Origin of the sequence: Frankia sp. CgMI4 (genome assembly GCF_001756285.1) — a bacterium.
Classification (GTDB): domain Bacteria; phylum Actinomycetota; class Actinomycetes; order Frankiales; family Frankiaceae; genus Frankia; species Frankia casuarinae.
The window spans coordinates 42,050-68,292 of record NZ_MAQZ01000059.1; the positions used below are offsets into that span (position 1 = coordinate 42,050).

19 protein-coding genes and 1 tRNA gene are annotated in these 26,243 nt (G+C 68.8%); 17 read left to right on the plus strand and 3 right to left on the minus strand.

Annotated features, from left to right (window positions below; all coding sequences use genetic code 11):
• Positions 1-70 precede the first annotated feature (70 nt).
• Together gyrB and gyrA are read left to right on the plus strand one after the other, a co-directional pair.
• Entirely contained in the window at positions 71-2,005 is a 1,935-nt protein-coding gene (gyrB, locus tag Manayef4_RS08470; RefSeq protein WP_070131213.1) for a DNA topoisomerase (ATP-hydrolyzing) subunit B, read from the plus strand.
• Between the two features lie 199 nt (positions 2,006-2,204).
• Complete coding sequence (gyrA, locus tag Manayef4_RS08475; RefSeq protein ID WP_070131214.1) at positions 2,205-4,709, plus strand: DNA gyrase subunit A; 2,505 nt, start codon at positions 2,205-2,207, stop codon at positions 4,707-4,709.
• A gap of 165 nt (positions 4,710-4,874) precedes the next feature.
• On the opposite strand, the gene Manayef4_RS08480 is transcribed toward gyrA, so the two are convergent.
• Positions 4,875-5,603, minus strand: coding sequence for a hypothetical protein (locus Manayef4_RS08480; protein ID WP_049760793.1), 729 nt, complete (start codon positions 5,601-5,603; stop codon positions 4,875-4,877).
• 193 nt (positions 5,604-5,796) lie between these two features.
• Here Manayef4_RS08480 and Manayef4_RS08485 point away from each other — a divergent pair, with 193 nt between their 5' ends.
• The 5 genes from Manayef4_RS08485 to Manayef4_RS08505 all read left to right on the plus strand — a co-directional run bounded on the left by Manayef4_RS08485 (position 5,797) and on the right by Manayef4_RS08505 (position 10,485).
• Positions 5,797-6,546: a DUF3566 domain-containing protein gene (locus Manayef4_RS08485; protein ID WP_254665532.1), complete on the plus strand. Its 750-nt coding sequence runs from the start codon at positions 5,797-5,799 to the stop codon at positions 6,544-6,546.
• 63 nt (positions 6,547-6,609) lie between these two features.
• Positions 6,610-6,683: transfer RNA gene (locus Manayef4_RS08490), tRNA-Ile, on the plus strand.
• Between the two features lie 488 nt (positions 6,684-7,171).
• Positions 7,172-8,575, plus strand: a complete 1,404-nt coding sequence (locus Manayef4_RS08495) for a glycosyltransferase family 4 protein (RefSeq protein ID WP_070131228.1) — start codon at positions 7,172-7,174, stop codon at positions 8,573-8,575.
• Between the two features lie 10 nt (positions 8,576-8,585).
• Positions 8,586-9,317, plus strand: coding sequence for a class I SAM-dependent methyltransferase (locus tag Manayef4_RS08500; protein WP_070131215.1), 732 nt, complete (start codon positions 8,586-8,588; stop codon positions 9,315-9,317).
• A complete protein-coding gene (locus Manayef4_RS08505; RefSeq protein ID WP_070131216.1) occupies positions 9,304-10,485 on the plus strand; it encodes a hypothetical protein in 1,182 nt (393 codons plus the stop codon). Before Manayef4_RS08500 ends, Manayef4_RS08505 begins: the two co-directional genes overlap by 14 nt.
• On the opposite strand, the gene Manayef4_RS08510 is transcribed toward Manayef4_RS08505, so the two are convergent.
• Both Manayef4_RS08510 and def read right to left on the minus strand, forming a co-directional pair.
• On the minus strand, positions 10,468-11,085 hold the full coding sequence (locus tag Manayef4_RS08510; RefSeq protein WP_070131217.1) for a class I SAM-dependent methyltransferase: 618 nt from the start codon (positions 11,083-11,085) through the stop codon (positions 10,468-10,470). The two genes, Manayef4_RS08505 and Manayef4_RS08510, sit on opposite strands and share 18 nt — an antisense overlap.
• Positions 11,086-11,176: 91 nt before the next feature.
• On the minus strand, positions 11,177-11,860 hold the full coding sequence (def, locus tag Manayef4_RS08515; protein WP_070131229.1) for a peptide deformylase: 684 nt from the start codon (positions 11,858-11,860) through the stop codon (positions 11,177-11,179).
• A 763-nt stretch (positions 11,861-12,623) separates the two neighbouring features.
• On the opposite strand from def, the gene Manayef4_RS08525 reads away from it, so the two are divergent.
• The 10 genes from Manayef4_RS08525 to cas2e all read left to right on the plus strand — a co-directional run bounded on the left by Manayef4_RS08525 (position 12,624) and on the right by cas2e (position 26,184).
• Positions 12,624-14,705: a glycosyltransferase family 2 protein gene (locus Manayef4_RS08525; RefSeq protein ID WP_254665533.1), complete on the plus strand. Its 2,082-nt coding sequence runs from the start codon at positions 12,624-12,626 to the stop codon at positions 14,703-14,705.
• A gap of 293 nt (positions 14,706-14,998) precedes the next feature.
• Positions 14,999-16,234: an acyltransferase gene (locus Manayef4_RS08530; protein WP_254665534.1), complete on the plus strand. Its 1,236-nt coding sequence runs from the start codon at positions 14,999-15,001 to the stop codon at positions 16,232-16,234.
• A 313-nt stretch (positions 16,235-16,547) separates the two neighbouring features.
• Positions 16,548-19,379, plus strand: a complete 2,832-nt coding sequence (gene cas3, locus Manayef4_RS08535) for a CRISPR-associated helicase Cas3' (RefSeq protein WP_256388611.1) — start codon at positions 16,548-16,550, stop codon at positions 19,377-19,379.
• Between the two features lie 362 nt (positions 19,380-19,741).
• Positions 19,742-21,394 carry a type I-E CRISPR-associated protein Cse1/CasA gene (gene casA / locus Manayef4_RS08540; RefSeq protein WP_083282356.1) on the plus strand — a complete coding sequence of 551 codons (1,653 nt, stop codon included), beginning with the start codon at positions 19,742-19,744 and terminating at the stop codon, positions 21,392-21,394.
• Positions 21,395-21,420: 26 nt separating this feature from the next.
• Positions 21,421-22,041, plus strand: a complete 621-nt coding sequence (casB, locus tag Manayef4_RS08545; RefSeq protein ID WP_070131219.1) for a type I-E CRISPR-associated protein Cse2/CasB — start codon at positions 21,421-21,423, stop codon at positions 22,039-22,041.
• Positions 22,042-22,119: 78 nt separating this feature from the next.
• Positions 22,120-23,274, plus strand: coding sequence for a type I-E CRISPR-associated protein Cas7/Cse4/CasC (gene cas7e, locus Manayef4_RS08550; protein ID WP_011434496.1), 1,155 nt, complete (start codon positions 22,120-22,122; stop codon positions 23,272-23,274).
• A complete protein-coding gene (gene cas5e / locus Manayef4_RS08555; RefSeq protein WP_011434497.1) occupies positions 23,271-24,101 on the plus strand; it encodes a type I-E CRISPR-associated protein Cas5/CasD in 831 nt (276 codons plus the stop codon). The genes cas7e and cas5e overlap by 4 nt, the downstream gene beginning before the upstream one ends.
• Positions 24,102-24,108: 7 nt before the next feature.
• The gene (gene cas6e, locus Manayef4_RS08560) at positions 24,109-24,915 is read left to right on the plus strand and encodes a type I-E CRISPR-associated protein Cas6/Cse3/CasE (protein ID WP_070131220.1); all 807 of its coding nucleotides are present in this window, start codon (positions 24,109-24,111) and stop codon (positions 24,913-24,915) included.
• A 1-nt stretch (position 24,916) separates the two neighbouring features.
• The gene (gene cas1e, locus Manayef4_RS08565) at positions 24,917-25,909 is read left to right on the plus strand and encodes a type I-E CRISPR-associated endonuclease Cas1e (protein WP_070131221.1); all 993 of its coding nucleotides are present in this window, start codon (positions 24,917-24,919) and stop codon (positions 25,907-25,909) included.
• Positions 25,906-26,184: a type I-E CRISPR-associated endoribonuclease Cas2e gene (cas2e, locus tag Manayef4_RS08570; protein WP_011434500.1), complete on the plus strand. Its 279-nt coding sequence runs from the start codon at positions 25,906-25,908 to the stop codon at positions 26,182-26,184. The genes cas1e and cas2e overlap by 4 nt, the downstream gene beginning before the upstream one ends.
• The last annotated feature ends 59 nt before the right edge of the window (positions 26,185-26,243 follow it).

Consider the following 26,243-nt stretch of genomic DNA (forward strand, 5'->3'; position numbering starts at 1 on the left):
CTGCGTCCGCTATGGCGGGTTGCCGGGTAGACTGGTGGATACTTCCGCCCAGAACGAGGGGACCCGCCGCGTGGCCTACGATGCAAGTTCGATCARGGTTCTCGAAGGTCTTGACGCGGTCCGCAAGCGTCCGGGCATGTACATCGGCTCCACTGGAGAGCGTGGACTGCATCATCTCGTCTACGAGGTCGTGGACAACGCGGTGGACGAGGCGCTCGCCGGTTACTGCGACACCATCACCGTGACGCTGCTTGCCGACGGCGGGGTGCGGGTCACCGACAACGGCCGTGGCATTCCCGTCGGCATGCATCCCACCGAGAAGCGGCCCGCCGTCGAGGTCGTGCTGACCACCCTGCACGCCGGCGGGAAGTTCGACGGCAAATCGTACGCGGTGTCCGGCGGGCTGCACGGAGTCGGCGTCAGCGTGGTCAACGCGCTGTCCACCCGGCTCGACGTGGAGATCCACCTGGATGGGCACGTCTGGTTCCAGCCGTACGTGGCGACCCGCCCGGACAAGCCGCTGGCCAAGACCGGTACCACCCGCAGGACCGGGACGTCGGTCACCTTCTGGGCGGATCCGACGATCTTCGAGACCACCCAGTACAAGTACGAGACGCTCTCCCGCCGCCYGCAGGAGATGGCCTTCCTGAACAAGGKGCTGTCGATCACGCTCGTCGACGAGCGTGACGAGGAACGCGTGGCGGTCACCTACAAGTACGCCAACGGCCTGGTCGACTTCGTCGGTCACCTCAACGCCACGAAGGACACCATCCACCGCAGCGTRATCTCGCTGGAGTCGAAGGGCGTGGGCATCGAGGCCGAGCTCGCGATGCAGTGGAACGGCGGCTACACCGAGTCGGTCTACACCTTCGCGAACACCATCAACACCCACGAGGGCGGCACCCACGAGGAGGGCTTCCGGGCCGCGCTGACCAGCGCCGTCAACGCCTACGCCAAGGACCAGAACCTGCTCAAGCCGGTGAAGGCGGGGGCCAAGAACAGCGACGAGCGGCTCYCCGGCGACGACATCCGGGAGGGCCTTACCGCGATCATCTCGGTGAAGCTCGCGCAGCCGCAGTTCGAGGGCCASACCAAGACCAAGCTCGGCAACACCGAGGCCAAGAAGTTCGTCCAGGAGATGTGCYACTCAGCGCTCAAGGACTGGTTCGAGGTCAACCGCACCGAGGCTCGGGCCATCGTCAGCAAGGCGCTCGACGCCCAGCGGGCCCGCATTGCCGCCCGTCAGGCCCKCGATCTGACCCGGCGCAAGGGTCTGCTCGGCGGCACCGGCCTGCCGGGCAAGCTCGCCGACTGCCAGTACACCGAYCCCGAGCGGTGCGAGCTGTACATCGTCGAGGGTGACTCGGCGGGTGGGTCGGCCAAGGGTGGTCGAGACTCGAAGTTCCAGGCGATCCTCCCGCTGCGAGGAAAGATCCTCAACGTCGAGAAGGCCCGCATCGACCGCGTTCTGAAGAACACCGAGGTCCAGGCCCTCATCCAGGCGCTGGGTACCGRCATCCACGACGATTTCGACATCGCGAAACTGCGCTACCACAAGATCGTTCTGATGGCGGACGCCGACGTCGACGGCCAGCACATCCGGACCCTGCTGCTGACGCTGCTGTTCCGGTTCATGCGCCCGCTGGTCGAGGCCGGTCACGTGTTTCTGGCGCAGCCGCCGCTCTACAAGATCAAATGGGGTAGGGAGGACTGGGAGTACGCCTACTCCGATCGGGAGCGCGACGGGCTGGTCGCCCGCGGGGTGGAGTCCGGGCGCAAGCTGCCCAAGGATGCCATCCAGCGCTTCAAGGGTCTCGGCGAGATGAACRCCACCGAGCTGTGGGACACCACCATGGACCCGGACCGGCGCATCCTGCTGCAGGTCAYGCTCGACGACGCGGCGGTCGCCGACGAGTTGTTCTCCGTGCTCATGGGTGAGGATGTCGACGCGCGTCGCAGCTTCATCCAACGTAATGCCAAGGACGTGCGTTTCCTGGACATCTGACCCGGCCGTGTCGCGTGCCTCGGACCGGTCGTCGGGTGACCCCTCAGGTCGRTCCGGGCGCGGCGATCCCGACGGTCCGGCCCGGCGAACGGAGGGCTCCGGATCCCGCCCGCCGTCGGGTCCACCCGGCCCCGTTGCCCGGGGCGCCCGTCCCGCCCTGACGCCCTGACGACTGCTCCCACTGCCCTGGAAGGACCCCGTGGTCGACGTCCTACCTCCTCCCCCCGGCGACCGCATCGAGCCCATCGGCATCGAAGTCGAGATGCAGCGGTCGTATCTCGACTACGCCATGTCGGTCATCGTCGGCCGTGCGCTGCCGGAGGTACGCGACGGGCTCAAGCCCGTCCACCGCCGGGTCCTCTACGCCATGTACGACGGCGGCTACCGCCCCGACCGCGGATACTTCAAGTGCTCCCGCGTGGTCGGGGACGTCATGGGTAACTACCACCCCCATGGCGACACGGCGATCTACGACACCCTCGTCCGGCTCGCGCAGGGCTGGTCGTTGCGCTACCCGCTGGTCGACGGGAACGGCAACTTCGGCTCGCCCGGCAACGATCCRCCCGCCGCCATGCGGTACACCGAGGCGCGGATGGCGCCCTTGGCGATGGAGATGTTGCGTGACATCGACCAGGAGACGGTCGACTTCGCCCCGAACTACGACGGGCGTTCGCAGGAGCCGCTTGTTCTGCCCAGCCGGTTCCCGAACCTGCTCGTCAACGGCGCCGGCGGCATCGCGGTTGGCATGGCGACGAACATCCCGCCGCACAACCTGCGCGAGGTCGCGAAGGGYGTGCGGTGGGCGCTCGACCACCCGGACGCGAGCGACTCCGAGCTGCTTGAGGCGCTGATCGGCCTGATCAAGGGTCCGGACTTCCCGACCTCGGGGCTCATCGTCGGCCGTAACGGCATCGAGGAGGCCTACCGTACCGGCCGCGGCAGCATCCGGATGCGGGCGGTGGTGAACGTCGAGGAGAACAAGGGCCGCACCCAGCTCGTCGTCACCGAGCTGCCCTACCAGGTGAACCCGGACAACCTCGCCGAGAAGATCGCCGAACTGGTCCGGGACAACAGGGTCACCGGTATCGCCGACGTCCGGGACGAGACCTCGGCGCGCATCGGCCAGCGGCTGGTCATCGACCTCAAGCGCGACGCCGTCGCCAAGGTCGTGCTCAACAACCTCTACAAGCACACCCAGCTCCAGGACACCTTCGGCGTCAACATGCTGGCRATCGTCGACGGCGTGCCGCGTACCCTGCGCCTGGACCAGATGGTCCGCTACTACGTCGAGCACCAGATCGACGTCATCGTCCGCCGGACCCGCTATCAGCTGCGCAAGGCCCGCGAGCGGCTGCACGTCTTGGACGGTCTGCTGATCGCGCTGGATCACCTCGACGAGGTCATCAACCTCATCCGCAACGCCGAGTCGGCGGACGTGGCCCGCGGCCAGCTGATGGAACGCTTCTCGCTGTCGGAGATCCAGGCCACCGCCATCCTCGACATGCAGCTGCGCCGGCTCGCCGCCCTGGAACGTCAGCGGATCATCGACGAGGCGGCCGAACTTCGCGCGAAGATCTCCGATCTGGAGGCGATCCTGGCCTCGCCGACCCGGCAGCGGCAGATCATCGGCGAGGAGCTCGCCGAGGTCGTCGAGAAGTTCGGCGACGAGCGGCGGACCCGTCTCGTCCCGTTCGAGGGCGACATGTCCATCGAGGACCTGATCGCCCAGGAGGATGTGGTCGTCACCGTCACCCGCGGTGGCTACGCCAAGCGCACCAAGACTGACCTCTACCGCTCGCAGCGCCGCGGCGGCAAGGGCGTGCAGGGCGCGGCGCTGCGCGAGGACGACATCGTCGAGCACTTCTTCGTCACGACCACCCACCACTGGCTGCTGTTTTTCACGAACAAGGGCCGGGTGTACCGGGCGAAGGCGCACGAGCTGCCCGAGCAGGCCAGGTCGGCCAAGGGTCAGCACGTCGCGAACATCCTGGCCTTCGGGCAGGACGAGCGGATCGCCGAGGTCATCGCGGTCAAGGACTACGAGGCCGCCCCCTACCTGGTCCTGGCGACCAAGCGCGGGCTGTGCAAGAAGACCGCGCTGCATGACTTCGACTCGAACCGGGCCGGTGGCCTGGTGGCGATCAATCTGYGCGACGACGACGAGCTGATCGCCGCCCGGCTCGTGGCGCCCGGCGACGATCTGCTCCTGGTCAGCCGTAACGCCCAGTCGATCCGGTTCCAYGCCGACGACGAGCAGCTGCGGCCGATGGGCCGGGCGACCTCGGGTGTGATCGGTATGCGGTTCGATGCCGAGGACGAACTGCTGTCCATGGACGTCGTCGTGCCGGGTACGACGGCGGATCTGCTCGTCGCCACCTCCGGTGGATACGCGAAGCGGACGCCGCTGGCCGAGTACCCGGTGYAGGGCCGTGGTGGCAAGGGCGTGCTGACCGCTAAGATCGTCTCGACTCGCGGTGGTCTGGTGGGGGCACTCGTCGTCGATCCCGACGACCAGCTCTACGCCATCGCCTCCAACGGGGGCGTATTGCGGACCGTTGCCAAGGATGTACGGCGGGCGCAGCGGCAGACCATGGGAGTCCGGCTCATCGATCTGGAGTCCGGGGTGCAGGTTGTCGGAGTCGCACGTAATGCTGATGCGGAGGACACCGACGCTCGTATCGACGCCGGGCCCCAGGAAAGCTGAGAGCGAGCCCCCGAGAGGTTGACGATCTCGTGGTCGTGGCCACCCACGCCGAGAACGACGCCGCCCGAGGGGACGGGTGTGCGCGGGACCCGTGCACACCGTCAGGACTGAACCGGGAGAGTCCGTGAGTGACAGTCAGGAAGACCGGCCAGCCCGGTCGGCGGTCTACCGCGGCCCCTCCTCGGCCGCCGGGGCGGAGGGATCGCGTGCCACCGAGCAGTCCCGCCGGCCGAGCGGGGGGGACGGGGCCGGCCCACGGTCCACGGTGAGACCCGCTTCCGTTGGTTCCTCCGGTGCTGGCGGCGCGGCCAGAGGCGCGAGCTCCTCCGGCCCGGATTCCGCGGGCCCGGATTCCGCGGGTTCCGCTGGTGTTTCCGATTCCGCCGGGCGTGATTCGGAAGCCGGCCGCCGGGCCGGCGCCGGCCCGGCGTCGGGACGCGCGGCGGACGCCGCGGGCCGCTCGTTGTCGCTGCGGGACGGCCGTGGGGAGGACGCCGGCAGCGAGACGGTGAAGGTGCCCGCGGCCGGCGATGGGCCCGAGTCCGGTAATCCGTTCTTCCAGCGGCCCGGGCGGTCCGGTCGGCCCGTGGATGAGCGGGAGGGCGGCCGCGGCCCGGCCGGAGGCGCGGCGGACCCGCCGCAGTCCTCCGCCGGGGGGCCGACGGGTTCGACTGGGTCGTCGAAGGCCGGGTCGTCAAAAGCCCATTCGGCTGAACCCGGCTCGTCGGCGTCGGGTTCGGCGGGTTCGGGTTCGGGTGCGGCGGGTTCGGCGGCGTCCCGCTCCGGATCGGTCCCCGACGGGGCGAAGTCCCCCTTGTCCTCGCGGTCCTTGTCCACCTCTTCCGCGGGCGCGTCGGGTGTGTCGGGCGCAGGGTCCTCGGCTGGCACCTCCACGGGACGTGCCAGCGGAACGTCGTCGGTGTCCCCATCCGGGTCGGCTCGTACCGGGGCCGCTGGAACCCACTCCGACGAGGCGGGCTCGGCTACCCGGAAACTCGGCCCGGCCGCCGTATCGTCGCCGGCGAAGTCCCTCGGCCTGGCGCCACCCGGACCCGGTCGAGCCACGCCAGGGGGGCCGGCAGTTCGCGTGGAGCCCCCGGCCGAGCGGCCACGGGAGACCGACACGATCTCCCTGGTCCGCCCGCCCAGCATGACGAGGAGCCGTACCACGAAGCCCGACAGGAACCGTGCCGCGCCCGAGCGCATGCCCGCCCCCGATCCGGTACGCCCCGCCCCGCCGGGTCCGGCGGGGGGGAGGTCCGGCGGTGCCGGCCCCACGGCGGCCTACGACCGGCCGCTCGCGGCGCCGGAGTCCGCGGGTACCACCACGACGACGGGTGCTCTGAACAGCGTGACCACGACCTCCCCCGGTGCGCTCGACGACCAGTTCGAGCCGGTCTCCGCTGAGCGGGCGGGTGCCGGTCACTCCCCTGGCCGGTCCGGTCCCGGCTCGTCCGGTTCCGCCCGCCCGCCCGGTCAGGGCCGGCGGGCCAAGCTCAAGCTGTCCAAGGTCAATCCCCTCACGGTGACCCGGGTCAGCTTCGCGTTCTCCCTCTGCGTCTTTGTGGTTCTGCTCGTCGCGATYGCCRTGCTGTGGTTCGTCCTGAACTMGATCGGCGTGTTCGACAGCGTCTCCGACGCGGCCGATACCCTGACCGACAGCAGCAGCACCGACATCCGAGGATGRCTGTCGTTCGGCCGGGCAATGCAGATCAGCTTGCTCATCGGGGCGATCAACGTCATCCTCATGACCGCGCTGTCCACGCTCGGTGCCCTGCTCTACAACCTCTGCGCCGAGATGATCGGCGGCGTCGAGCTGACTCTGAGTGATCAGTAGCTTGGAGGGACGGCGGCGGTCCCGCTCCTGCGCCGCCGTCCTGTATTCTTGGACTCGCAGCACGGACCTATAGCTCAGTCGGTTAGAGCGCTTCCCTGATAAGGAAGAGGTCGGTGGTTCAAGTCCACCTAGGTCCACGCGCTAGCCAATCATGATCGCCGCCCTCTGGGCGGCTTCGCCGTGCCCGTTATGCTGGCCGAGGGGCCAAGCCCCCTGACCCCCCGTGTTGCGCCTTCGGCGCTCGCCGTGCCCGGTGGGATGGTCGGGCCGTCGGTGGYGGCGAGGTCTGAGAGCGGGCCCGGGCCGACGTGCTGCGCGAGGTCGCGGGCAACGCCACAGGGACGACTCCCGGCTGCATAAACCGTCCACCGGTGATCCGGGAAGATCCCCGCGCCTGCGGGATAAAGCGGACACAAAACCCTCTGGATGGGCRAGTCTCCCTCGTTGCCGCAGATCTTGGACTCACGACGAAGAGTCCTAATGTGACGCWGGGCACACGGCCAGGACACAGTGTCGGCCCATTTCAGTGAAGATCGGCACTCAATATCCTAATGTGCCAGGAAGCGGCGCCACCCTCGACGTCGAGGAACCAGGACATGGCCCGAGACGGACGGAGGGCRCACAGTTGCGGATTGCGTTGTTGTCGTACCGGAGTCTRCCCACCTGYGGTGGCCAGGGTGTGTACGTCCGACATCTGTCCCGCGAACTGGTCGCCCTGKGGCACCGCGTCCAGGTGGTKAGCGGGCCGCCGTACCCGGTGCTTGAGGAGGGTGTCGGCCTCACCGAACTGCCCAGCCTTGATCTCTACCGGGACTCCGACCCGTTCCGGTGGCCCGGACTGGCCGAGTTCCACGGCCTGCCGGACGTCGTCGAGTTCGCCATGATGCGGACCGGCCAGTTCTCCGAGCCGCTCGCCTTCAGCCTGCGTGCCTGCCAAGCCCTGCGCCCCAGGGCATCCGGGGGTCGGCCGCCGTTCGACATCGTCCATGACAACCAGGGGCTGGGATACGGCCTGCTGGCGCTGCGGGCAGCCCTGCGCCCGTACCGGATCCCGGTCGTGGGCACCGTGCATCATCCGATCACGGTCGATCGCCGCCTGCACCTCGCCGCGGCGACCACCTTCACCTCCCGGCTGGGCCTGCGCCGGTGGTACTCGTTCCTCCCGATGCAGGCCCGGGTCGCGCGGGGGCTGGATGGCATCGTCATCCCGTCGGAGAGCTCCCGGCGAGAGATCATCGCGGACATGAACCTCCCCCCGACGGTCATGCGCACGGTTCCCTTGGGAGTCGACGCCGACGTCTTCACGCCGGCGCCCGCGGGCAATCCGGCGGTTCCGGGCCGTGTCGTCGTCGTGACCAGCGCCGATGTTCCGCTTAAGGGCCTGCTTGTCCTGCTCGAGGCGCTCGCGAAGCTGCGGGTGGATCGCTCGGCGCACCTGGTCTGYGTCGGCAAGGTCCGCGAAGGGGGAACGGCCCAGCGCCAGGTTGCCGAGCTGGGCCTGGCCGACGCCGTGACGTTCCGTTCCAACATGCCGGAACCGGAGCTGGTGGACCTGTTGCGCTCCGCCGAGGTCGCGGTCGTTCCCTCGCTTTACGAGGGGTTCAGCCTGCCCGCCGTCGAGGAGATGGCCTGCGGGATCCCGCTGGTCGCCACCACCGCCGGGGCGTTGCCCGAGGTCGCCGGTCCGGACGGGGAGGCCGCGTTGCTGGTCCCACCGGGGGATGCGGGAGCCCTGGCGGACGCCATCGGTTCCCTGCTCGATGATCCCGAACGACGGGCCCGAATGGGTGCCGCCGGGCGCCGCCGGGTGGAGGCGCGGTTCTCCTGGCGGGCGGCCGCCGCGGCCACCGCGGACTGGTACGCCGAGCGGATCGCGGCGGTCGGCGGGACGCCCACCTCCCCGGTCCCGGCCCCGGGACCGGGACCGGGACCGGCGGCCCAGTGGACGCCGGCACCGCTGTCCACACCCGGCGCCGTCACACCCGGCGCCGCGGCGTCCGCACCGGCGTCGTCGACGCTGACCGGCTGACGGCCGACGCATGCTGACCGTCGACTTCGACCAGTTTCCCGTCTCCGCGGGCTGCCGGCTGCTCGACCTGGGCTGCGGCGCCGGACGGCACACGTTCGAGGCGTTCCGACGGGGCGCCGAGGTCATCGCGCTGGACCACTCCGCCGGCGAGGTCGCCGGCGTCAACGCGATGCTCGCCGCGATGGCCCTGGAGGGACAGGCTCCGCCCAAGGCGAAGGCCGCCGGAGTGCGCGGTGACGCGCTGGCGCTGCCGTTCGCCGACGGCACCTTCGACCGGATCATCGCCGCCGAGGTGCTCGAACACCTGCCCGCCGACACGGCGGCGATGACGGAGATCGCCCGGGTGCTACGGCCCGGGGGGTGGGTGGCGGTCACCGTCCCGAACCGGTTCCCCGAGCAGGTGTGCTGGAGCCTGTCGACGGCTTATCACAGCGTCGAGGGGGGCCATGTCCGCATCTACCGCCGGGACGAGCTTCGTGACCGGTTGATCGCGGTGGGACTGGAACCGGCCGGCACCCATTTCGCACACGCCCTGCACGCCCCGTACTGGTGGCTGCGGTGTCTCGTCGGTGTCCACGACGACGACCATCCGGCGACGCGGCTTTACCACCGGCTGCTGGTGTGGGACATGATGCGCCGTCCCCRCAYCACCCGGCTCGCCGAGCGGGCCCTCAATCCGATCATCGGCAAGAGCATCGTGCTGTATTTGAGGAAACCGGAGGTAACGCGTGCGGCCGGTTGAGTCTGCTCCGGTCCTGACCCCCGAGGCGCTCACCGCGACCGCGACCGCGATCGCCGTCGTCCAGGAGCCGGACGGCGCCATCCCCTGGTATCCCGGTGGCCACACCGACCCGTGGGATCACCTCGAATGCGCCATGGCCCTCGACCTCGGCGGCCTGGTCGACGCCGCCGACGCCGCGTGGGCCTGGCTGTGTCGCAACCAGCGGCCGGATGGATCCTGGGCGACGAGCTACGTCGGCGGCGCGGTCAAGGAGGACTTCGCCGACAGCAACCAGTGCGCCTATGTCGCCACCGCAGCCTGGCACCGCTGGTTGGCCACCGGTGACCGCGCCTTCCTCACGAGGATCTGGCCGGTCGTCGAGGCAGCCCTGGGCTTCGTCGTCGACATGCAGAGCCMGACCGGACAGATCTGGTGGGCCCGGTCGTCGGACGGTGTCGACTACCCCGAGGCCCTGCTGACGGGATGCTCCAGCACGTTGCACAGCCTGCGCTGCGGGATGGCGCTCGCAGCCCTGGTCGGGGAGGTGCCACCGGCCTGGGAACGGGCGACCGGCGCGCTGCGGCACACCCTCGTCGCTCACCCAGAGTACTTCGCCCCCCGCGACCGGTGGTCGATGGACTGGTACTACCCGGTGATCGGCGGAGCGCTGCGCCGATCACCGGGTCGGTCCCGGCTCACCAGCCGGTGGAACGACTTCGTCGTCGACGGTCTGGGCATCCGCTGCGTGGCCGACGAGCCCTGGGTCACGGGGGCCGAGACCTGCGAACTAGCCATCGCCCTGCATCTCGTGGGCGAGACCGCCGCGGCGACCAAGCTGGTTACGGACATGCAGCACCTGCGGCACGCCGACGGGAGCTACTGGACGGGCTGGCAGTTCGAGACCGCGACGTTCTGGCCGGCCGAACAGTCGACCTGGACCGCGGCGGCGGTGATCCTCGCGGTCGACACGTTGGCCGGCGGGGTCACCGAGACCCTCTTCCGCGGCGACGGCCTCCCCGAGGGGATCTGTGTCCTCGACAAGGAGTCCGACGAGCCTCGGCAGGGCGGCAGGCGGCTTCCGGAGTCGCGGACGGAGCCGCGGACGGGGACGGAGGTGGTGACGCCCGCCGAACGCCGGCTTCCTCGGCAGCGGCCGGCATGCGGATGCCRCTCAGTCGACGCGGCGTAGGACGCGCAGCGAACCCGCGCACGACAGCTCGCGGAAGCCCTCCGTCAGCGCCCGCACCAGGACGTGGTAGGGCGCCTGGCCCCCGTCCGCCGGGTCCGGAAAGACGTCGTGGATGGCCAGGAGACCGCCGGGCCGCACGTGGCAGGCCCAGGCCTCGTAGTCCGCCTGGGCCTGCTCCTCGGTGTGCCCGCCGTCGAGGAAGAGCAGGTCGGCCGGGGTCGACCACCATCGCCCCACCCGTTCGGAGCGGYCGACGACCGCCGTCACGACGTCCTCGACGCCCGCGTCCTCCAGCGTCCGCCGCAGGAAGGGCAGCGTGTCCAGCCGGCCGCTACGCGGGTCGACGAGATCGGCGTCGTGGTACTCCCACCCGGGTTGGTTCTCCTCCGACCCGCGATGATGATCCACGGTGATCACCGTCGCTCCCACCGTCCGGGCGGCCGCGGCCAGGTACAGGGTCGACTTACCGCAGTAGGTGCCGACCTCGCAGATCAGGCCGCCGGCCGATACCCGTGTTGCCGCCGCGTAGAGCGCCAGGCCCTCCTCCGTGGGCATGAAGCCCGTCGCCGCCTCGGCCGCCCGCCGCAACACCACATCCACCGCCGACTCTCTCTTTCTCGCAGGACGGATAGCCTTTCTTGCAGGACAGGTAGCCTTCCTCGCAGGACAGGTAGCGCGCGCCGGTGGCTCGCTACCTGCCGAGCCGCGCGGCCACCTCGACCCGGCGGGCGAAGATCTCCTCGGTCCGCTCCTCCATCTCGCGGAGGGCCTTCTTGCGTCCGCGGCTCGACAGCCGGTCCAGGTAGAGGCTGCCGTACAGGTGATCGGTCTCATGCTGCAGGCAACGGGCGAAATAGCCGGTTCCCTCCAGGCGGAGCGGGGCACCGTGCTGGTCCTGACCGCGGACAGCAGCATGCTCCAGCCGGGCGACCTCCATGTRGGCCCCCGGAACAGACAGGCACCCCTCATCCCCCTTGACGAGCCGGCGCTCCGCCGGCGGCGCCTCCTCCAGGACGGGGTTGACCAGATGGCCCACGTGCCGCACACCGTCCTCGTCGGTGCAGTCATAGACGAAGACCGCGGCGTCGACGTCGATCTGGTTCGCGGCGAGTCCGACACCTTCGGCGCCGTACATGGTGGTGAACATGTCATCGATCAGCGCAGCGAGCTCCGCGGTCCCGAACTCGGTGATTTTCTTACAGGGCCGGTGCAGAACAGGCTCGCCGACAACGGTGATCCTGCGGATGGAACCGCGGCCGACCTCCGGCGGCAGCTGGGGGTAGGAGTCCACCGGCTCCCCCAGCACCCGGACCCGCCGATCGATCTTCTCGTCCTTCTCGTCCTTCTCGTCAGATCGCGTCAAGCGCGAGGCCATGGCGAGCATCTCCTTCCATCCGACCGGGGCGCGCCTGCGCGTGAGTCGGCGCGGGGCCGATCCTGCCGATCGGCAGGATCGGCCCCGCGCCACCGCCGATCCTCGACGTGCTTCGTTCGCTACGAGCTTGACAGATCGCACCCCCTGTCCGCTCGGCGGACTGGTCACTCCCGTGATCAACAGTGTCACCAGGTGCGGCGCCATCATGGCCGCTACCTGCGGGAAGAGCGCGGACCTCAGACTGTTCATTGCATGGCGCAACTTCACCAACACCATACGCACATAAGGCTCCCCGGAAACGGGGAGCCTTTTCCGTGCCCGGTCGCACGCGGTCATGCCCGACCGTGTCCAGCCGTGTCCAGCCGCGTCCTATCGCCGTTCCCGCAGAGATCGCGGACGCTGAATCGTCCGCGATCCGCGTGGGTAAGAATGATTACCGCAAAGGATGAACAGAACGTTAAATCTAACTCGCATGCCGCTAACGCAACGTATCGTCTCCCCCTGGCGCACGGCCCACCAACAGACACCCGAACCCCGACTGGTATGGTGTCGGCCACGATAAAGCTGAACCAGTAGAGAATCACGCTCCCAGGTATTTACCTTCCGGCCAGGAGAGAGGAGTGCTGCCCCGACTCCCACGACTCCCTACACCAAAAAGACTTAGAATTATCCGGCGAATCTAGCGAGAGTTCAGTTCATGGCTGCGAATTTCGCTGAAACGGTCGCTGAAAGGCCGACGCCGGGGGGGATCAACACACCGAACATGGCAGTTCCGCCGCCGGAGTACGTGGTGGTGGATCTGGATCCGGGAACGAGTGACCTCGCCGTCCCGGATGGATCCGGATGGCGGCGGGTCATGCGGGTGCCAGGACGACGGCATTACCATCACGAGCACCACGATCGCGCCATCGCGACCGTCCAGCAGGCCCGGAGCCGTACTCGATCGACGGGCCGGAGTTGCGTCGTCGGCCTTCTGTACATCGCCGAGTTCGGCCGGCTGCGCGAGCGCCTCGCTCCGGGCGCCTGCCTGTCTCTACTCGATCAGGTCGCCGCCCTGGCAGGTGATCTGCATCGGTGGCGTGGCTCCGCCATCGGCCAGGGCCGCCCCGGCGAGGTGGTCGTCGTCCTGCCGACGCGGCCGGGCCGCTCCGCCGAAGCGGCGTTCGGCGAGATCGTGCGTACGGTCGCAAGCTGTGACTTCGCCGTCAACGGCGAGCGTCTGCGGGTCACCCCCGTTCCGGGGTTCGTCCAGGTGGACGACACCATCGATGATGCCACCGCCCTGCGGCGGGCCCGGCTGGCCATGGGGCTCGCCGCAGGGCAGCTCGACATGGTCCCCGTCTGTTACGACCCGAAGATGGAACCAGCGGAGAACCAGCCGCGACGTTCCGGGCGCCCGTTGCACACACGGTTGCGGCCGTCCGACGCCGTCCAGATCGTCGTCTCGACCGCGATCTGCCTCGGACTCCCGTTCGGGATCTACAGCACACTGTTCACACTGGGCCTCGACCCGACCCACGTCGTCTTCGCACTCCTGGCCATCGCGCTGGCCGGCACTACCCTCACCACCTACYTGGAGCAGTTGTCGGCGCTCGAACCGGAGAAGTGCCCGGACGCGCCCGCCGCGCCGTTCCCGGCGGCGAGCGCCATCATCGCCGCGTATCTGCCGAACGAGTCGGCCACGATCGTCGACACGGTCAAGGCGTTCCTCCGGCTGGACTACCCGGGTCCACTACAGATCATCCTCGCCTATAACACTCCCCGATACCTGCCCGTGGAGGAGACGCTCGCGCGGATCGCCGATTCCGATCCCCGTTTCATCCCGATGCACGTGCCGACCAGCACCTCCAAGGCGCAGAACGTGAACGCGGCGATGCCAATGATCACCGGTGAGTTCGTCGGTGTCTTCGACGCGGATCATCATCCGGCACCGGACGCCTTCCGGCGGGCCTGGCGGTGGCTGTCGCACGGGGCCGCGGTCGTCCAGGGGCACTGCGTKATCCGGAACGGAGAGGCATCGCGGATCAGCCGCACCGTCGCCGTGGAATTCGAGTCGATCTATGCGGTGAGTCATCCCGGCCGGGCGAGGATGCATGGTTTCGGGATCTTCGGCGGGTCGAACGGCTACTGGCGGACCGACCTGCTGCACCAGACCCGTATGCGCGGGTCGATGCTGACCGAGGACATCGACGCGAGTCTGCGCACCATCATGAGCGGTGAGCGGATCGTCGCAGACCCGGAACTGGTCTCCTACGAGCTGGCGCCGACGACGATGTCGGCGTTGTGGCGGCAGCGGTTGCGCTGGGCGCAGGGTTGGTACCAGGTCTCCCAGCGGCATCTGTGGAAAGCCGTCGGCTCACCCGACCTCACCGCCCGCCAGAAACTCGGCCTGCTCTGGCTGCTGGGCTGGCGCGAGATATATCCGTGGCTTTCGCTGCAGATGTATCCGCTGATCGTCTTCGGTCTGCTGCACCCGCAGTCCGGGCACGGTTTCCGGTTGAACGTCTCCCTGTACGTGGTCGCCACACTCTTCTCGGCGATGGCGGGCCCGATCCAGGCGTTGTTCGCGTACGCCCTCGCCGACCCCACGATCCGCCGCCATCGGAGTTGGYTCGTCCAGTTCTGCCTGATGAACATCGTCTACAGCGAGTTCAAGAACGTCATCGCCCGGCTGGCACCGGTGAAGGAGCTGCTGCGGGAACGCGAGTGGCACGTGACCCCACGCGCCGTGCCRCAGCCCGACCCGGTCACGCCGGACGGCGCGACCGCACCTCCAGCTGGCTCCGCACCTCCAGCTGGCTCCGCGGCGGGCGGTGTGGTCCCTTACCCCGAAGCCAGGTCATGACCACACCAGGCGGACCTCGAAACATCGTGCCGAGGTCCCGGGTTCTGCCCGCGCCGGCTCTCCCGTCCTGGTGGGCGCAGCCCCCGCAGCCCCCGCCGCCGCCGCCGCCGCCGGTGCCGCCGCCGCCGGTGCCGCCGCCGCCGGTGCCGCCGCCGCCGGTGCCGCCGCCGCCAGTGCCGCCGCCGAGAGAGCGGCCGACCGTGCCGGTCCGGACCTCGGCCCGGCCGCGGGCCGGGGGGGTGGGTATCACCGGAGAGAGCGGAGGGAACCGCCGCGGTCGCCGACGGACGACGGTGGGCGATCCCAGGCTCGAGCTGGTCGACCTGGGCGGGTTCCGCGGCGTGGCGGCGATCTCAGTGATCATTTTTCACGCCTATCAGTTCTGCCGCGGGGATGGCAACACGCCGTACGCGGGTACGTTCCTCGGCCAGGTCCTCGGCGCCTTCGACGGGATGATCAGTTGGTTCTTCCTGGTCTCCGGGTTCCTGCTGTATATGCCGATGGCGAACCGGGTCAGGGCCGGCCGGACCCAACGGTCACCCAAGAACACGCTCATACGTCGTGGACTGCGGATTCTTCCGCTGTACTACACGGCGCTCATCGTCRTGTGGGCGGCGCGTAATCCCACTCTGCCCGGCGACTGGATCGACCTGGTCGAACACCTGACCTTCACCCAGGTCTTCGACAGCAAGCGGGTGTTCTACACGATCGGCCCGGCCTGGTCGCTGGCCGTCGAGGTCTACTTCTATCTATACCTCGCCCTGGTCGCCGGCTGGCTGCGGCGGCAGACTCATCGACTACCCGAGGCGCATCGCTGGCGGCGGCTCTGCCTGCCGCCGGTCCTGCTGATCGTGGTGTCCGCCGTCTGGATCGTCTATGCGGTCTACATCGTGCGGGCTCAGCACGACCAGTGGGCGTACTGGTTCTCGCCGCAGAACTATGCCGGCAACTTCGGCCTCGGAATGATCACTGYGGTTCTCTATGTCCGATGGGGTCGGGAGCGGCCGTTGCCCGCCCCGCTCGCGTGTGCGTYGCGGTTTGTCGCCGCCGGGCTCATCATCGCCGGCGCGCTGGTCCGGGGGCACACCGCGGCATCGTTCGAGGCGTTCTCCACGCTGAATTCAATCGGTTTCGGTGTGCTGTTCGCCGCATCCGTGCTGGCACCCCGCGACACGCTGTGGCGCCGGTTCTTCGCCACCCCGGCATTCGTCTGGCTCGGCATGATCAGCTACAGCGTGTATCTGTGGCATGAGCCGATTCTGCTGCTGGTGCTGGACCGGCACGGGCTGGTCAGTCATGCGCCGTCGGCGTTTCCGTGGGTGGCCGCCATGCTGGTCACGGTCGGCGTCCTCGGTGGATGGATCAGCTACGTCGTCCTGGAGAAACCGGGCCGCCGGCTGTCCATCCTGGTGGAGAAGCTCCGCCGCACCCCGGTGTCCGCCTCGGTGTCCCCCGCCTTGGTGTCCCCCGCCCCGGTGTCCCCCGCCCCGGTGTCCACCCCGGTGCGACCGGCACGGCCAGTTCCCTGACGTGGCGTGGCGCAGGCTTCCCGGTCTGCGCCGGCTGCGCTACGTGCGCCGGCCGCGCGCGGATCGTCTCCCGTTGGAGGCCCCGTCGTCCCCGCAGGCGCGGGGATCTTTCCAGTGATTTCCTGTCTTCAGGGCTGGGAGAACGCACAGCTCAATAATCAGTAAAACGAATCAGGCAAGCCGTCAACAGCATTTCTACGACGGCCGATGTCACGTCCAAGCCCCCATGAACGGGCTCATTTCGCAAGGTGCTTGAATGGGGCTGTCCATTATATCTGGGATGGGAGTCTTCATGGATGATGAGTTCTTCGGTATGATATGGGGGAAGTCGGCGGAGAAGGCGGGGGGATCGATGCACCTGCTCCTCGGCCATCTTCTGGATACGGYGGCGGTGGGCGAACTTGTCTGGGATCGTTTCCTCGCATCCACCATTCGGGATCGTCTGGATGRTTGCAGCGATGGTCGCGGGCGGTCTCTGTTCGCGCTGTTGTGCGGCCTGCATGATGTCGGTAAGGCCACGCCGGCCTTTCAGATGAAGGACGAGGGTTTGGCGCAGCGCGTTCGGGCTGCCGGGCTTGGCTGGCGAGGGGTGACTCCTCAGCAGGGCCGGCAGTGGCATCACGCGCGGGCGGGGGCTGTCATCGTCCGCAAGTATCYCCCGCAGGTCGGTTGGAGTCGGCCGGGGTGTGACTGGGTGTGGCCGCTGGTCGCGGGCCATCACGGCCTGATACCGGACCGTGGCCGTCTTGTGCACAAGCCCGCCGTCCACGGCGCCGGACYGTGGCTCGACGTCCAACGTGCGTTCGTCGACCGGGTGGCCGGYGACCTCAACGTTGACCTGGCTTCCTTTTCGGAGCTGCGAACACCATCCCGCGGAGGTCAGCTTGCCCTATCCGGGATGATCATCATGRCAGACTGGGTCGCGAGCGACAAAGAGCATTTCGGTGGGCTGTCGGATCTGGCGGAGATCTCGATGAAGGGCTCGCGGGAGCGTGCACAGCGAGCCTGGGCACAGTTGGGTCTGCGTGGCGGGTGGCGCTCCGACCGGCCCGCACCCGGCAACCAGTCTGACCTGGTGCACCACAGATTCGGTAAGCCAGCCCGGYCGGCGCAGCGCGCCGCGGTCCAGGCCGTGCGGGAAATGCCCGGCCCCGGGCTACTGATCCTGGAAGCGCCGATGGGTGAGGGGAAGACGGAGGCGGCGCTCGCCGCCGCGGAGGTACTGGCCGGCAAGGTCGGTGCGGATGGGGTGTTCGTCGGAATGCCGACGCAGGCGACGAGCGATCCGATGTTCAGCCGGGTCCGCGGCTGGCTCACCGCGGTGGATCCCGAGGTTCCGATCGGCCTACTGCACGGCCGGGCTCGTTTCAACAAGGAGTGGGCGGCACTTCGGTCGCAGGTCCGGTTCGTCGACGTGCATGACGATCTCGACGAGTATGGGATGGCCGACGATTTCGGTACGGGTACGAGCGGCCSGGGTCGTCGCGACGCACCGCTGGCGGGCGCCGCGGCGGCCGCGGAGTGGTTCTTCGGATCGAAACGGGGGTTGCTCGCTGCGGTGACGGTCGGCACGGTGGATCACCTGCTGCAGGCGGCGACCCGGACGAAGCATGTGATGCTACGGCACGCCGGCCTGGCCGGCCGGGTCGTCATCCTTGACGAGGTACACGCCTACGACGTCTACATGGCGCAGTTCCTGTTCGAGGCGTTGCGCTGGCTCGCCGACACCGGCGTGCCGGTCATCGTTCTGTCCGCGACGCTGCCGCCGGTACTGCGTGCACAGCTCGCCGGCGCCTATCTGCAGGGCGCCCTGCAGCGCCCCGATGTCGACCTCGCCGATCTGCCGCGGCCCACCGGCTACCCGAGCACCACCGCGGTGTATATGGCCGACGGGAAGCCCCGGTTTTCCGTGACGTCCCAGTCACCCTGGCGTGAGTCCGTGCCCGTTGCGGTAGAGATCCTGGCAGAGCCCACCGACTTCGCCCCGGTGAGCATCGCCGCCGCTGTCTCGGCGGAGGTGAGCGAGGGCGGCTGCGCTCTCGTCGTGTGTAACACCGTCCAGCGGGCCCAGGTCGTCWACGCCGAGCTGCGGACGACGTTCGGTGATGACGTGGTGCTGCTGCACTCCCGGTTCACCGCAGCCGAACGCGCGAGCCGTACGGAAGACGTCGTGGACAAGCTCGGCCCCCCCGGACGGGAGAACGCCCAGGACCGGCCCGCGCGGCTCGTCGTCGTGGCCACCCAGGTGGCCGAACAGTCGTTCGACGTCGATGTGGACATCCTCGTCACCGATCTCGCCCCCATCGACCTTCTGCTGCAACGGGTCGGCCGGCTGCATCGGCATGACCGGCCGACCGGGCAGCGACCGGCCCGGCTTCGCGACCCGAAAGTGATCGTCAGCGGTCTGCGGCTGCCCGACGGGGCTGTGCCACTCTGGCCCGCCGGTAGCCGGGCCGTGTACGGGGATCATCTACTGCTGCGCTCCGCCGCTCTCGTCGCCGAAGCCGCCACGGGTGGTGGATGGTCGATTCCCGCCGACGTGCCCGGCCTCGTCGCTCTCGGCTACGGTGATGAGCCTCTCGGTCCGGCGCGCTGGGCTGATGCCGCGGCCGAGGYCAGGCAGGAATGGGAGGCCAAGGAGCGTCGTCGCCGGGTGAACGCCACCGGATTTCTGCTTTCCGGCGAGGACGGTCTGGGCCTGACCACGCTCGAGGGTCTGCACGACAAGGCGACCGCGCCGCTGGAAACCGAGGAACGCCTCACCGCGGTCGTCCGTGACAGCGACGAGTCCGTGGAGGTCGTCCTCGTCCGCCGCGGACCGGCCGGGTATCTCACGCTCGCGGGCCGATCGCTCGGGCACATCGGCGAAGTTGCCGTGTCTGACGACGCGGTCCTCGAAGAGGTCGTCGGAGCCACCATCCGCCTGCCCGCGAACAAGGAGATCACCGCCGCGGCGCATGCCGAACTGACTCCCCTGGCCGGCTGGGACGGCGACTCCTGGCTCCGCCRCACCCGCGCCCTGATTCTCGACGATCGCATGTCGGCGATCCTCGGGGGGCGACACCTGACCTATGACAACAAGCTCGGGCTGAGYCTCGCGCCTCGACCGGCTGCTGATACTCGACCGGCTGCTGGTAAAGGGTGAACTGCCGGACCGGGGCAAGGTGTTGATCTTCTCGGCGCTCAAGATGGGACGGCTGACTCCCATGCTCCGAGACAAGGCGAATCCGTGCAGATATACCGGTTCACCCCATACGTCACTGTATGTGCTACTTTCGGTGCGAGGCGGGAGCATGGGCACCGTTCGGCCAGTTATCTGGTCGCCATGGGTTAGGAGATCCTTGATGTGGCGACGCCAGATGTCCATCTCCTAGCAGGAGCCGCACGATCGGTAGCAGCCGACGTGCCGCGCCGTCGCGGTCGACCAAAACTGTCGGTGGCCCTTGGTACATCTCGGCTGAGYCACCGACGGTCGGCGCAGGCCGGGGCCTACGAACGGGGGAATGAGTGAACGGTTTCAACCTGATCGATGGGCAATGGATCCCAGTGATCAAGCGGGGGCGGCGCCTGGAGGTGGGGATCAGGAAGGCGCTCGTCGACGCTCACACGATCGACGGGCTGGCCCTTGATGATCCGCTCGAAGCCGTGGCGGTGCTGCGTCAGGTCCTGCTGCCCGTCGTCCTGGACGTGTTCGGCGCCCCCCGTACCGACGAGGAGTGGTCACAGCGGTGGGAGGCTGGCTGTTTCGACCGGATTATCAGGAAAGATCGGGCTGAGGATGAGGAGGGCATCGAGTCGTATCTGATCCGACAGGCGGCACGATTTCATCTGTTTCATCCGACGGCTCCGTTTGCGCAGGTCGCCGGGTTGCGGACCGCGAAGGACGAGACGAAGCCGGTGTCGCTGCTGGTTCCGCGGCTGGCCTCGGGGAACAATGTTCCGCTGTTCAGTTCCCGGACCGAGAACGACCCGCCGAGCCTGACGCCCGCTGCGGCGGCACGGGCGTTGCTCGCAGCCCATTGCTGGGACACCGCCGCGATCAAGACCGGAGCGGYGGATGACCCGAAGGTCAAGACGGGGAAGACGATGGGGAACCCGACCGGGCCGCTCGGGCAGTTCGGGATCGTCCTGCCGCTGGGTGAGACGCTCTTCCATACGCTGATGCTCAGCATCCCCGTCCTGCGGCACGGTCTGCGGCAGAAGGACCGGCCGCAATGGAGATCCGAAAGCAGCGCCACCTCCCGCTGGGAGACTCGCGCCCCGGAAGGGCTACTGGATCTGYTGACCTGGCAGTCGCGGCGGATCCGGCTCGTGCCCGAGGYAGACCCGACGGCTGTCGAGGATGTCTCGGTCCGACGGGTGGTGCTCACCGCCGGTGACCGGCTCACCGGATCGGTGCACGCACTCGAACCGCACACGGCGTGGCGGCAGGTTGACAAGCCCAAAGCCGACGAGCCGCCGGTCCGTCCGGTGCGGCATCAGCCGGGCCGGTCGGCCTGGCGCGGGCTGGAGGCTCTGCTGACCACAACGCCCTTGTCGAGTGACAAAGTGTTCGCGCCGACGGCGCTGTCGCAGCTCGCCCGGCTGCGTGACGACGGCTATGTCCCCGATGATCTGCCACTGCAGGTACTGACCGTCGGGGTGAAGTACGGCACGCAGTCGGCGGTGATCGACGAGGTAATGGCCGATGAGATTCCCCTCCCGGTCACCGCGCTGGCACGGGACTCCGCGGTCCGTGAGACCGTGCTGGCGGTGGCGGCCCAGGCCGAGAGCCTGCGGATCGCCGCCAACCGTCTCGGCGACGATCTTCGTGAGGCTGCCGGTGCGACGGACAAGCTGCCGTGGGACAAGGGCCAGCGGCTCGGAGAAATACTGATCCACAGCTTCAATCCGACGGTGCACCGGCTGCTAGCCGGGTTGCAGCAGCATCCGGAGGACGCCAAGCGGGCCGAACTTGCGTGGCGGATCCTCGCTCGGCGGTTGGCGTGGGAGGTCGTCGACCCGGTGTTGTCCGCTGCCGGTCCTGAGACGTTCCTGGGCCGCGATCCCGGTGAGCCGTTCGGCGCCCGCCTCGCCGGCGCCGAGATGTCATTCCGGCGCACGCTCAACGACGTGCTCGGCAAGGACGAGGACAACCGGCTTGCTCTGGCCGCCGCCTGATTCCCACGACCCGTCAGGAAGGTCTGATGACCGAGGTAACCGCGGCGCCGTCCGCATCGTCCACATCATCCGAGACGACATCGCCACGCGAGACGACATCGCCACGGCACTTCTGGGAACGGGACCATAAGGGCGACCGGCCCGACGGGGCGGATTTGGCCGTGTTGCGCCGCGGTGTTGGCCGCGAGCCTGGCAGCGTCCCGGAGATGTGGCGCTACTACTCCACGCTCACCGTCGATGGCCGCAGAACCTGGTCCCTGACCGCGGAGCACGTCGCGCTCACCTTGTTCGCGGTGCACCAGCAGTCCCTGCCCACTGCGGCGTATCAGCCTGGCATCGGGCTCGGCGAGGCTGCTCTACGCCTGCGTAGCAGCGACAAGTTCAGTCCTGAGGCGGTCGACCGGCGGTTCAACGCCGTGGYCACCGCCACCACCCTGGACGAGGCCGCCTACCACCTGCGTGGTCTGGTCCGCCAGTTCCGCCAGGTCCCCGTCGGTCTCGACTACACCCAACTCTGGCGGGACCTCATCGCCTGGCAGACCCCCGAGCGGATCGGCGACGTACGCCGCCGGTKGGGAGCCCAGTACTTCTACCGGCCCCCGAAAGACAAAGCCGCTACCCCGGCCGCCGCGTCCGGCACTTCCTGATCTTCCGTCTAACCTCCGGCGTTGCCTCCGCGCACCGGGGCTTTCCCGTCCTGACCCAGCAGAAAGAGGCATCTACCAATGCGCTGCTACATCGACGTCCACATCCTGCAGACCGTCCCTCCGTCCAACCTCAACCGAGATGACGCCGGTACCCCGAAACAAGCCGTCTATGGCGGGGTGAAGCGGGCCCGGGTGTCGTCCCAGGCCTGGAAGCGGGCGACGCGAACCGCCTTCGCCGACCACATCGATCAGGCCCAGCTCGGAACACGCACCAAGCGGATCTCCGCGCTGCTCGCGGAACGGCTCGCAACCCGCTGCGCGCTCGACGCGGAAACCAGCACCCGGATCGCCACCAGCCTTCTGACCGCTCTGAAGATCAGTGCGGGGAAGAAGGCGGCGGAGACCGCCTATCTGCTGTTCTTTGGCCGTCCCCAGCTCGAACGGCTCATCGACCTCATTGTCGAGGATGTGCCGCGCCTCGCCGATCTCAGCGACGGCGATCTGCTCGCCGCGGTCAAGGATGTGCCTGTCCTGGCTACTCTCGGCAGCGACCATCCGATCGACGTCGCGCTGTTCGGGCGGATGGTCGCCGACCTGGCGTCGTTGAACGTCGACGCGGCCACCCAGGTCGCGCATGCCCTGTCCACCCATGCCGTCGACGTCGAGTTCGACTACTACACCGCCGTTGACGACCAGAACGCCAAGGACGAGACYGGCGCCGGGATGATCGGCACGGTCGAGTTCCAGTCCGCGACGCTGTACCGGTTCGCCACCGTCGGCCTGCACCAGCTCGCCGAGAACCTCGGCGGTGACATCGAGGCGACCGTCGAGGCGCTACGGGTGTTCCTCACCGCGTTCACCACCTCCATGCCGACCGGCCATCAGAACTCCTTCGCCCACCGCACCGTGCCGAACCTGCTCACCATCGCGATCCGCCCCGACCAGCCGGTCAACCTTGTCTCCGCGTTCGAGAAGCCGGTACTGCCCCGTGGCCGGGGCGTCCTCACCGGATCCCTCGAGCAGTTCGCCATCGAACTCAACAGCGCGTCGACGCTGTGGGGCCTCCAGCCCGACATCCTCGCCTCCACCTACCGCGCCCCCGACGACACCAACACCAACACCGACACCACGGCGATGATCGTCAAGGCGCTCGGCGAGCCGAAGCCGTTCGACGAGGTTCTCGACACAGTGGTGGCTGCCGCCCGCGACCGGCTCATGAGCAGCGTCCGATGAGCCAGGACCCGCCCCGCCACTGCCTGGTGCTGCGCCTCGCCGGCCCCCTGCAGTCCTGGGGTTCCCGCAGCATGTTCAACCGCCGCGACACCCTCACCGAACCGACGAAGAGCGGGATCATCGGGCTGCTCGCCGCCGCCCAGGGCCGCCGGCGCACCGACCCGATCGAGGACCTCCTCAGCCTCACCCTCGGGATCCGCACCGACCAGCCCGGCACCCTGCTGCGCGACTACCACACCGTCAGCGACTACCGCGGCCGGCCGCTACCCTCCGCCGCGGTCAGCGCGAAAGGCCTCCAGAAACCGACGTCCCCGGCGAAGCACACCCACGTCACCGAGCGGTTCTACCTGCAGGACGCCGTGTTCGTCGCCGCCCTCGCCGCACCCGAACCGGTGCTCACCACCCTCGCCGACGCGCTGCGCACCCCCGCCTTTCCCCTCGCGCTCGGCCGCCGCGCCTGCCCGCCGACCCACCCCCTCCTCCTCGTTCCCGACAGCGAGCCGGACGCCGCTTTGTGGTCGGGCAGCGCCCTGGAGGTCCTGCGGCAGGTGCCGTGGCAGGCCCGCCCCGACCACCGCGACGCCCTCGCCCGGCGCAGGCCACCCCGCCTCCGCCGCATCGACCTACCCGTCACCGTTGACGACCCAGACGGGGACGACGTCCGGATCGACCTGCCGACCACCTTCGATCCCCACCAGCGAGGGTTCACCAGCCGCCGGGTCCACCAGAGCTGGGTCCACCTCCCACCCCCCTACGAGCTCACCGACGCCGACAACGTCGAGGGCACCACCCCGCACCACGATCCTTTCGCGATTCTCGGATGGTGACCGGACCATGACCTACCTGTCCCGGATCTGGCTGAACCCGCTGCGCACCGGCGCCCAGGCGCTACTGAAGAACCCCCAGCGCATGCACGCCGCCGTCCTCGGCGGGCTCAGCCGCCAACCCGTCACCGAACGGGTCCTGTGGCGACTGGAAACCGGTGAAGGCCTCCGTGGAGCAGACCGACCGCACCGCGCCGAAGTCCTCGTTCTCACCGAATCCACGCCGTCCTGGGAGCACCTCATCGAACAGGCCGGCTGGATCCACACCGACGAACCCCAGGTCCTCGTCCGCGACTACCAGCCCCTGCTCGACCGCCTCCACACCGGCCGCGAATTCCGCTTCCGGCTGCGCGCGAACACTGTCAGCGCCACCCGCACCCCCGACAATCCCTCCCCTGCCCAGAAGGAACACCTCGCCGCCCCCCGCCCCCGCGGTGTCCGCGTCGGCCACCGCACCGCCGCCCACCAGACGACCTGGCTCACTGACCGCATCGACCGCTGGGGATTCACCCTGCTCACCACCGCCGACCTCGATGGCCCCCGCAACCAGCCCGACGGCCCCGGCGACACCGACGAGCCGGCCCCCGCGCTACGGCTCACCGCCCGCGAACGCCTCACCTTCCCCAAGAAAGCCAAGAACACCGAGAAGACTGGCCGCCGCGTCGTCCTCAACACCGCCACCTTCGAAGGCGCCCTGCGCGTCACCGRTCCCGCCCGCGCCCGCGCCACTCTCCTGCACGGCGTCGGCCCTGCCAAGGCCTACGGCTGCGGGCTGATCACCCTCGCGCCCCTGCACACCGAACAGGCCGGCCGCTGACATGTGGTGGCTGTCCAATCCRCAGGACCTGCACCGCGTCGAGGACCGCGTCTCCACGCTCTACGTCGAGAAATGCCACGTTGACCGCGACGACAACGCCGTCGTCCTGGTCAACAAGGAACGCACCGTCCGTGTCCCCGCCGCGTTCGTCGCCACCGTCCTGCTCGGTCCCGGAACCCGCATCACCAGCGCCGCCGTGCGCCTGCTCGCCGACTCCGGCACCGCCCTGTGCTGGGTCGGCGACCGCGGCGTACGCATGTATGCCGCAGGACTCGGACCCAGCCGCGGCGCCGGCCTGCTCATGCGCCAGGCTTACCTCGTCACCCGCACCAGCGAACGCCTTGACGTCGCCCGCCGCATGTACGCCAAACGCTTCCCCGACGACGACGTCACCACCGCCACCATGCAACAACTCCGCGGCCGGGAAGGCGCCCGCATCAAAAAGATCTACCGCGATCACGCCACCCGCACCGGCGTCACCTGGAACAAACGCGTCTACACCCACGGCRACCCCTTTGCCGACAGCGACGACATCAACCGGCTCCTGTCCGCCGGACRCAGCTGCCTCTACGGCATCTGCCACGCCGCCATCGTCGGCATCGGCGCCAGCCCCGCCCTCGGATTCGTCCACACCGGAGCCGCCACCTCCTTCGTCCTCGACATCGCCGACCTGTACAAAGCCGACTACACCATTCCCCTCGCCTTCGACCTCGCCGCCGCCGGCCTCACCGACGAGCGCGACATCCGCACCGCCTTCCGCGACAAAGTCGCTGACGGGCACCTCATGGCCCGCATCATCCACGACATCAAAGACCTCCTCATCGAGGAAGGAACCCGAGATAACGACGAGGACGCACTCCACTTGTGGGACGAGCTCGACGGCCACGTCCCCGGCGGCGTCAACTGGGCCGCCGACCTCGCCGACCAGACCGACGACACCACCATCCTCGGTGTCACCGGACCCGACACCGACCAGCCACCCCCACCCTGGTGACCGTCATCGTCCTCATCGCCACCGCCGACGGCCTCCGCGGCCACCTCACCCGCTGGATGATCGAAATCTCGGCGGGCGTCTTCGTCGGCAACCCCAGYGCCCGCGTCCGCGACCGGCTCTGGACCCTGCTCTCCCAACGCGTCGGTGACGGCCAAGCCATCATGATCGAACCAGCCACGAACGAACAAGGCTGGGCCGCCCGCACCGCCGGCCGCAACCGCACCCAGCCCGTCGACTACGACGGACTGATACTGTTTGCCCGATCTCGCCGATAAACCCGCAGGTCAGCAAGTGTCGTCCCCGCACGCGCGGGGATCTTCCTGTCAGCCCGAAA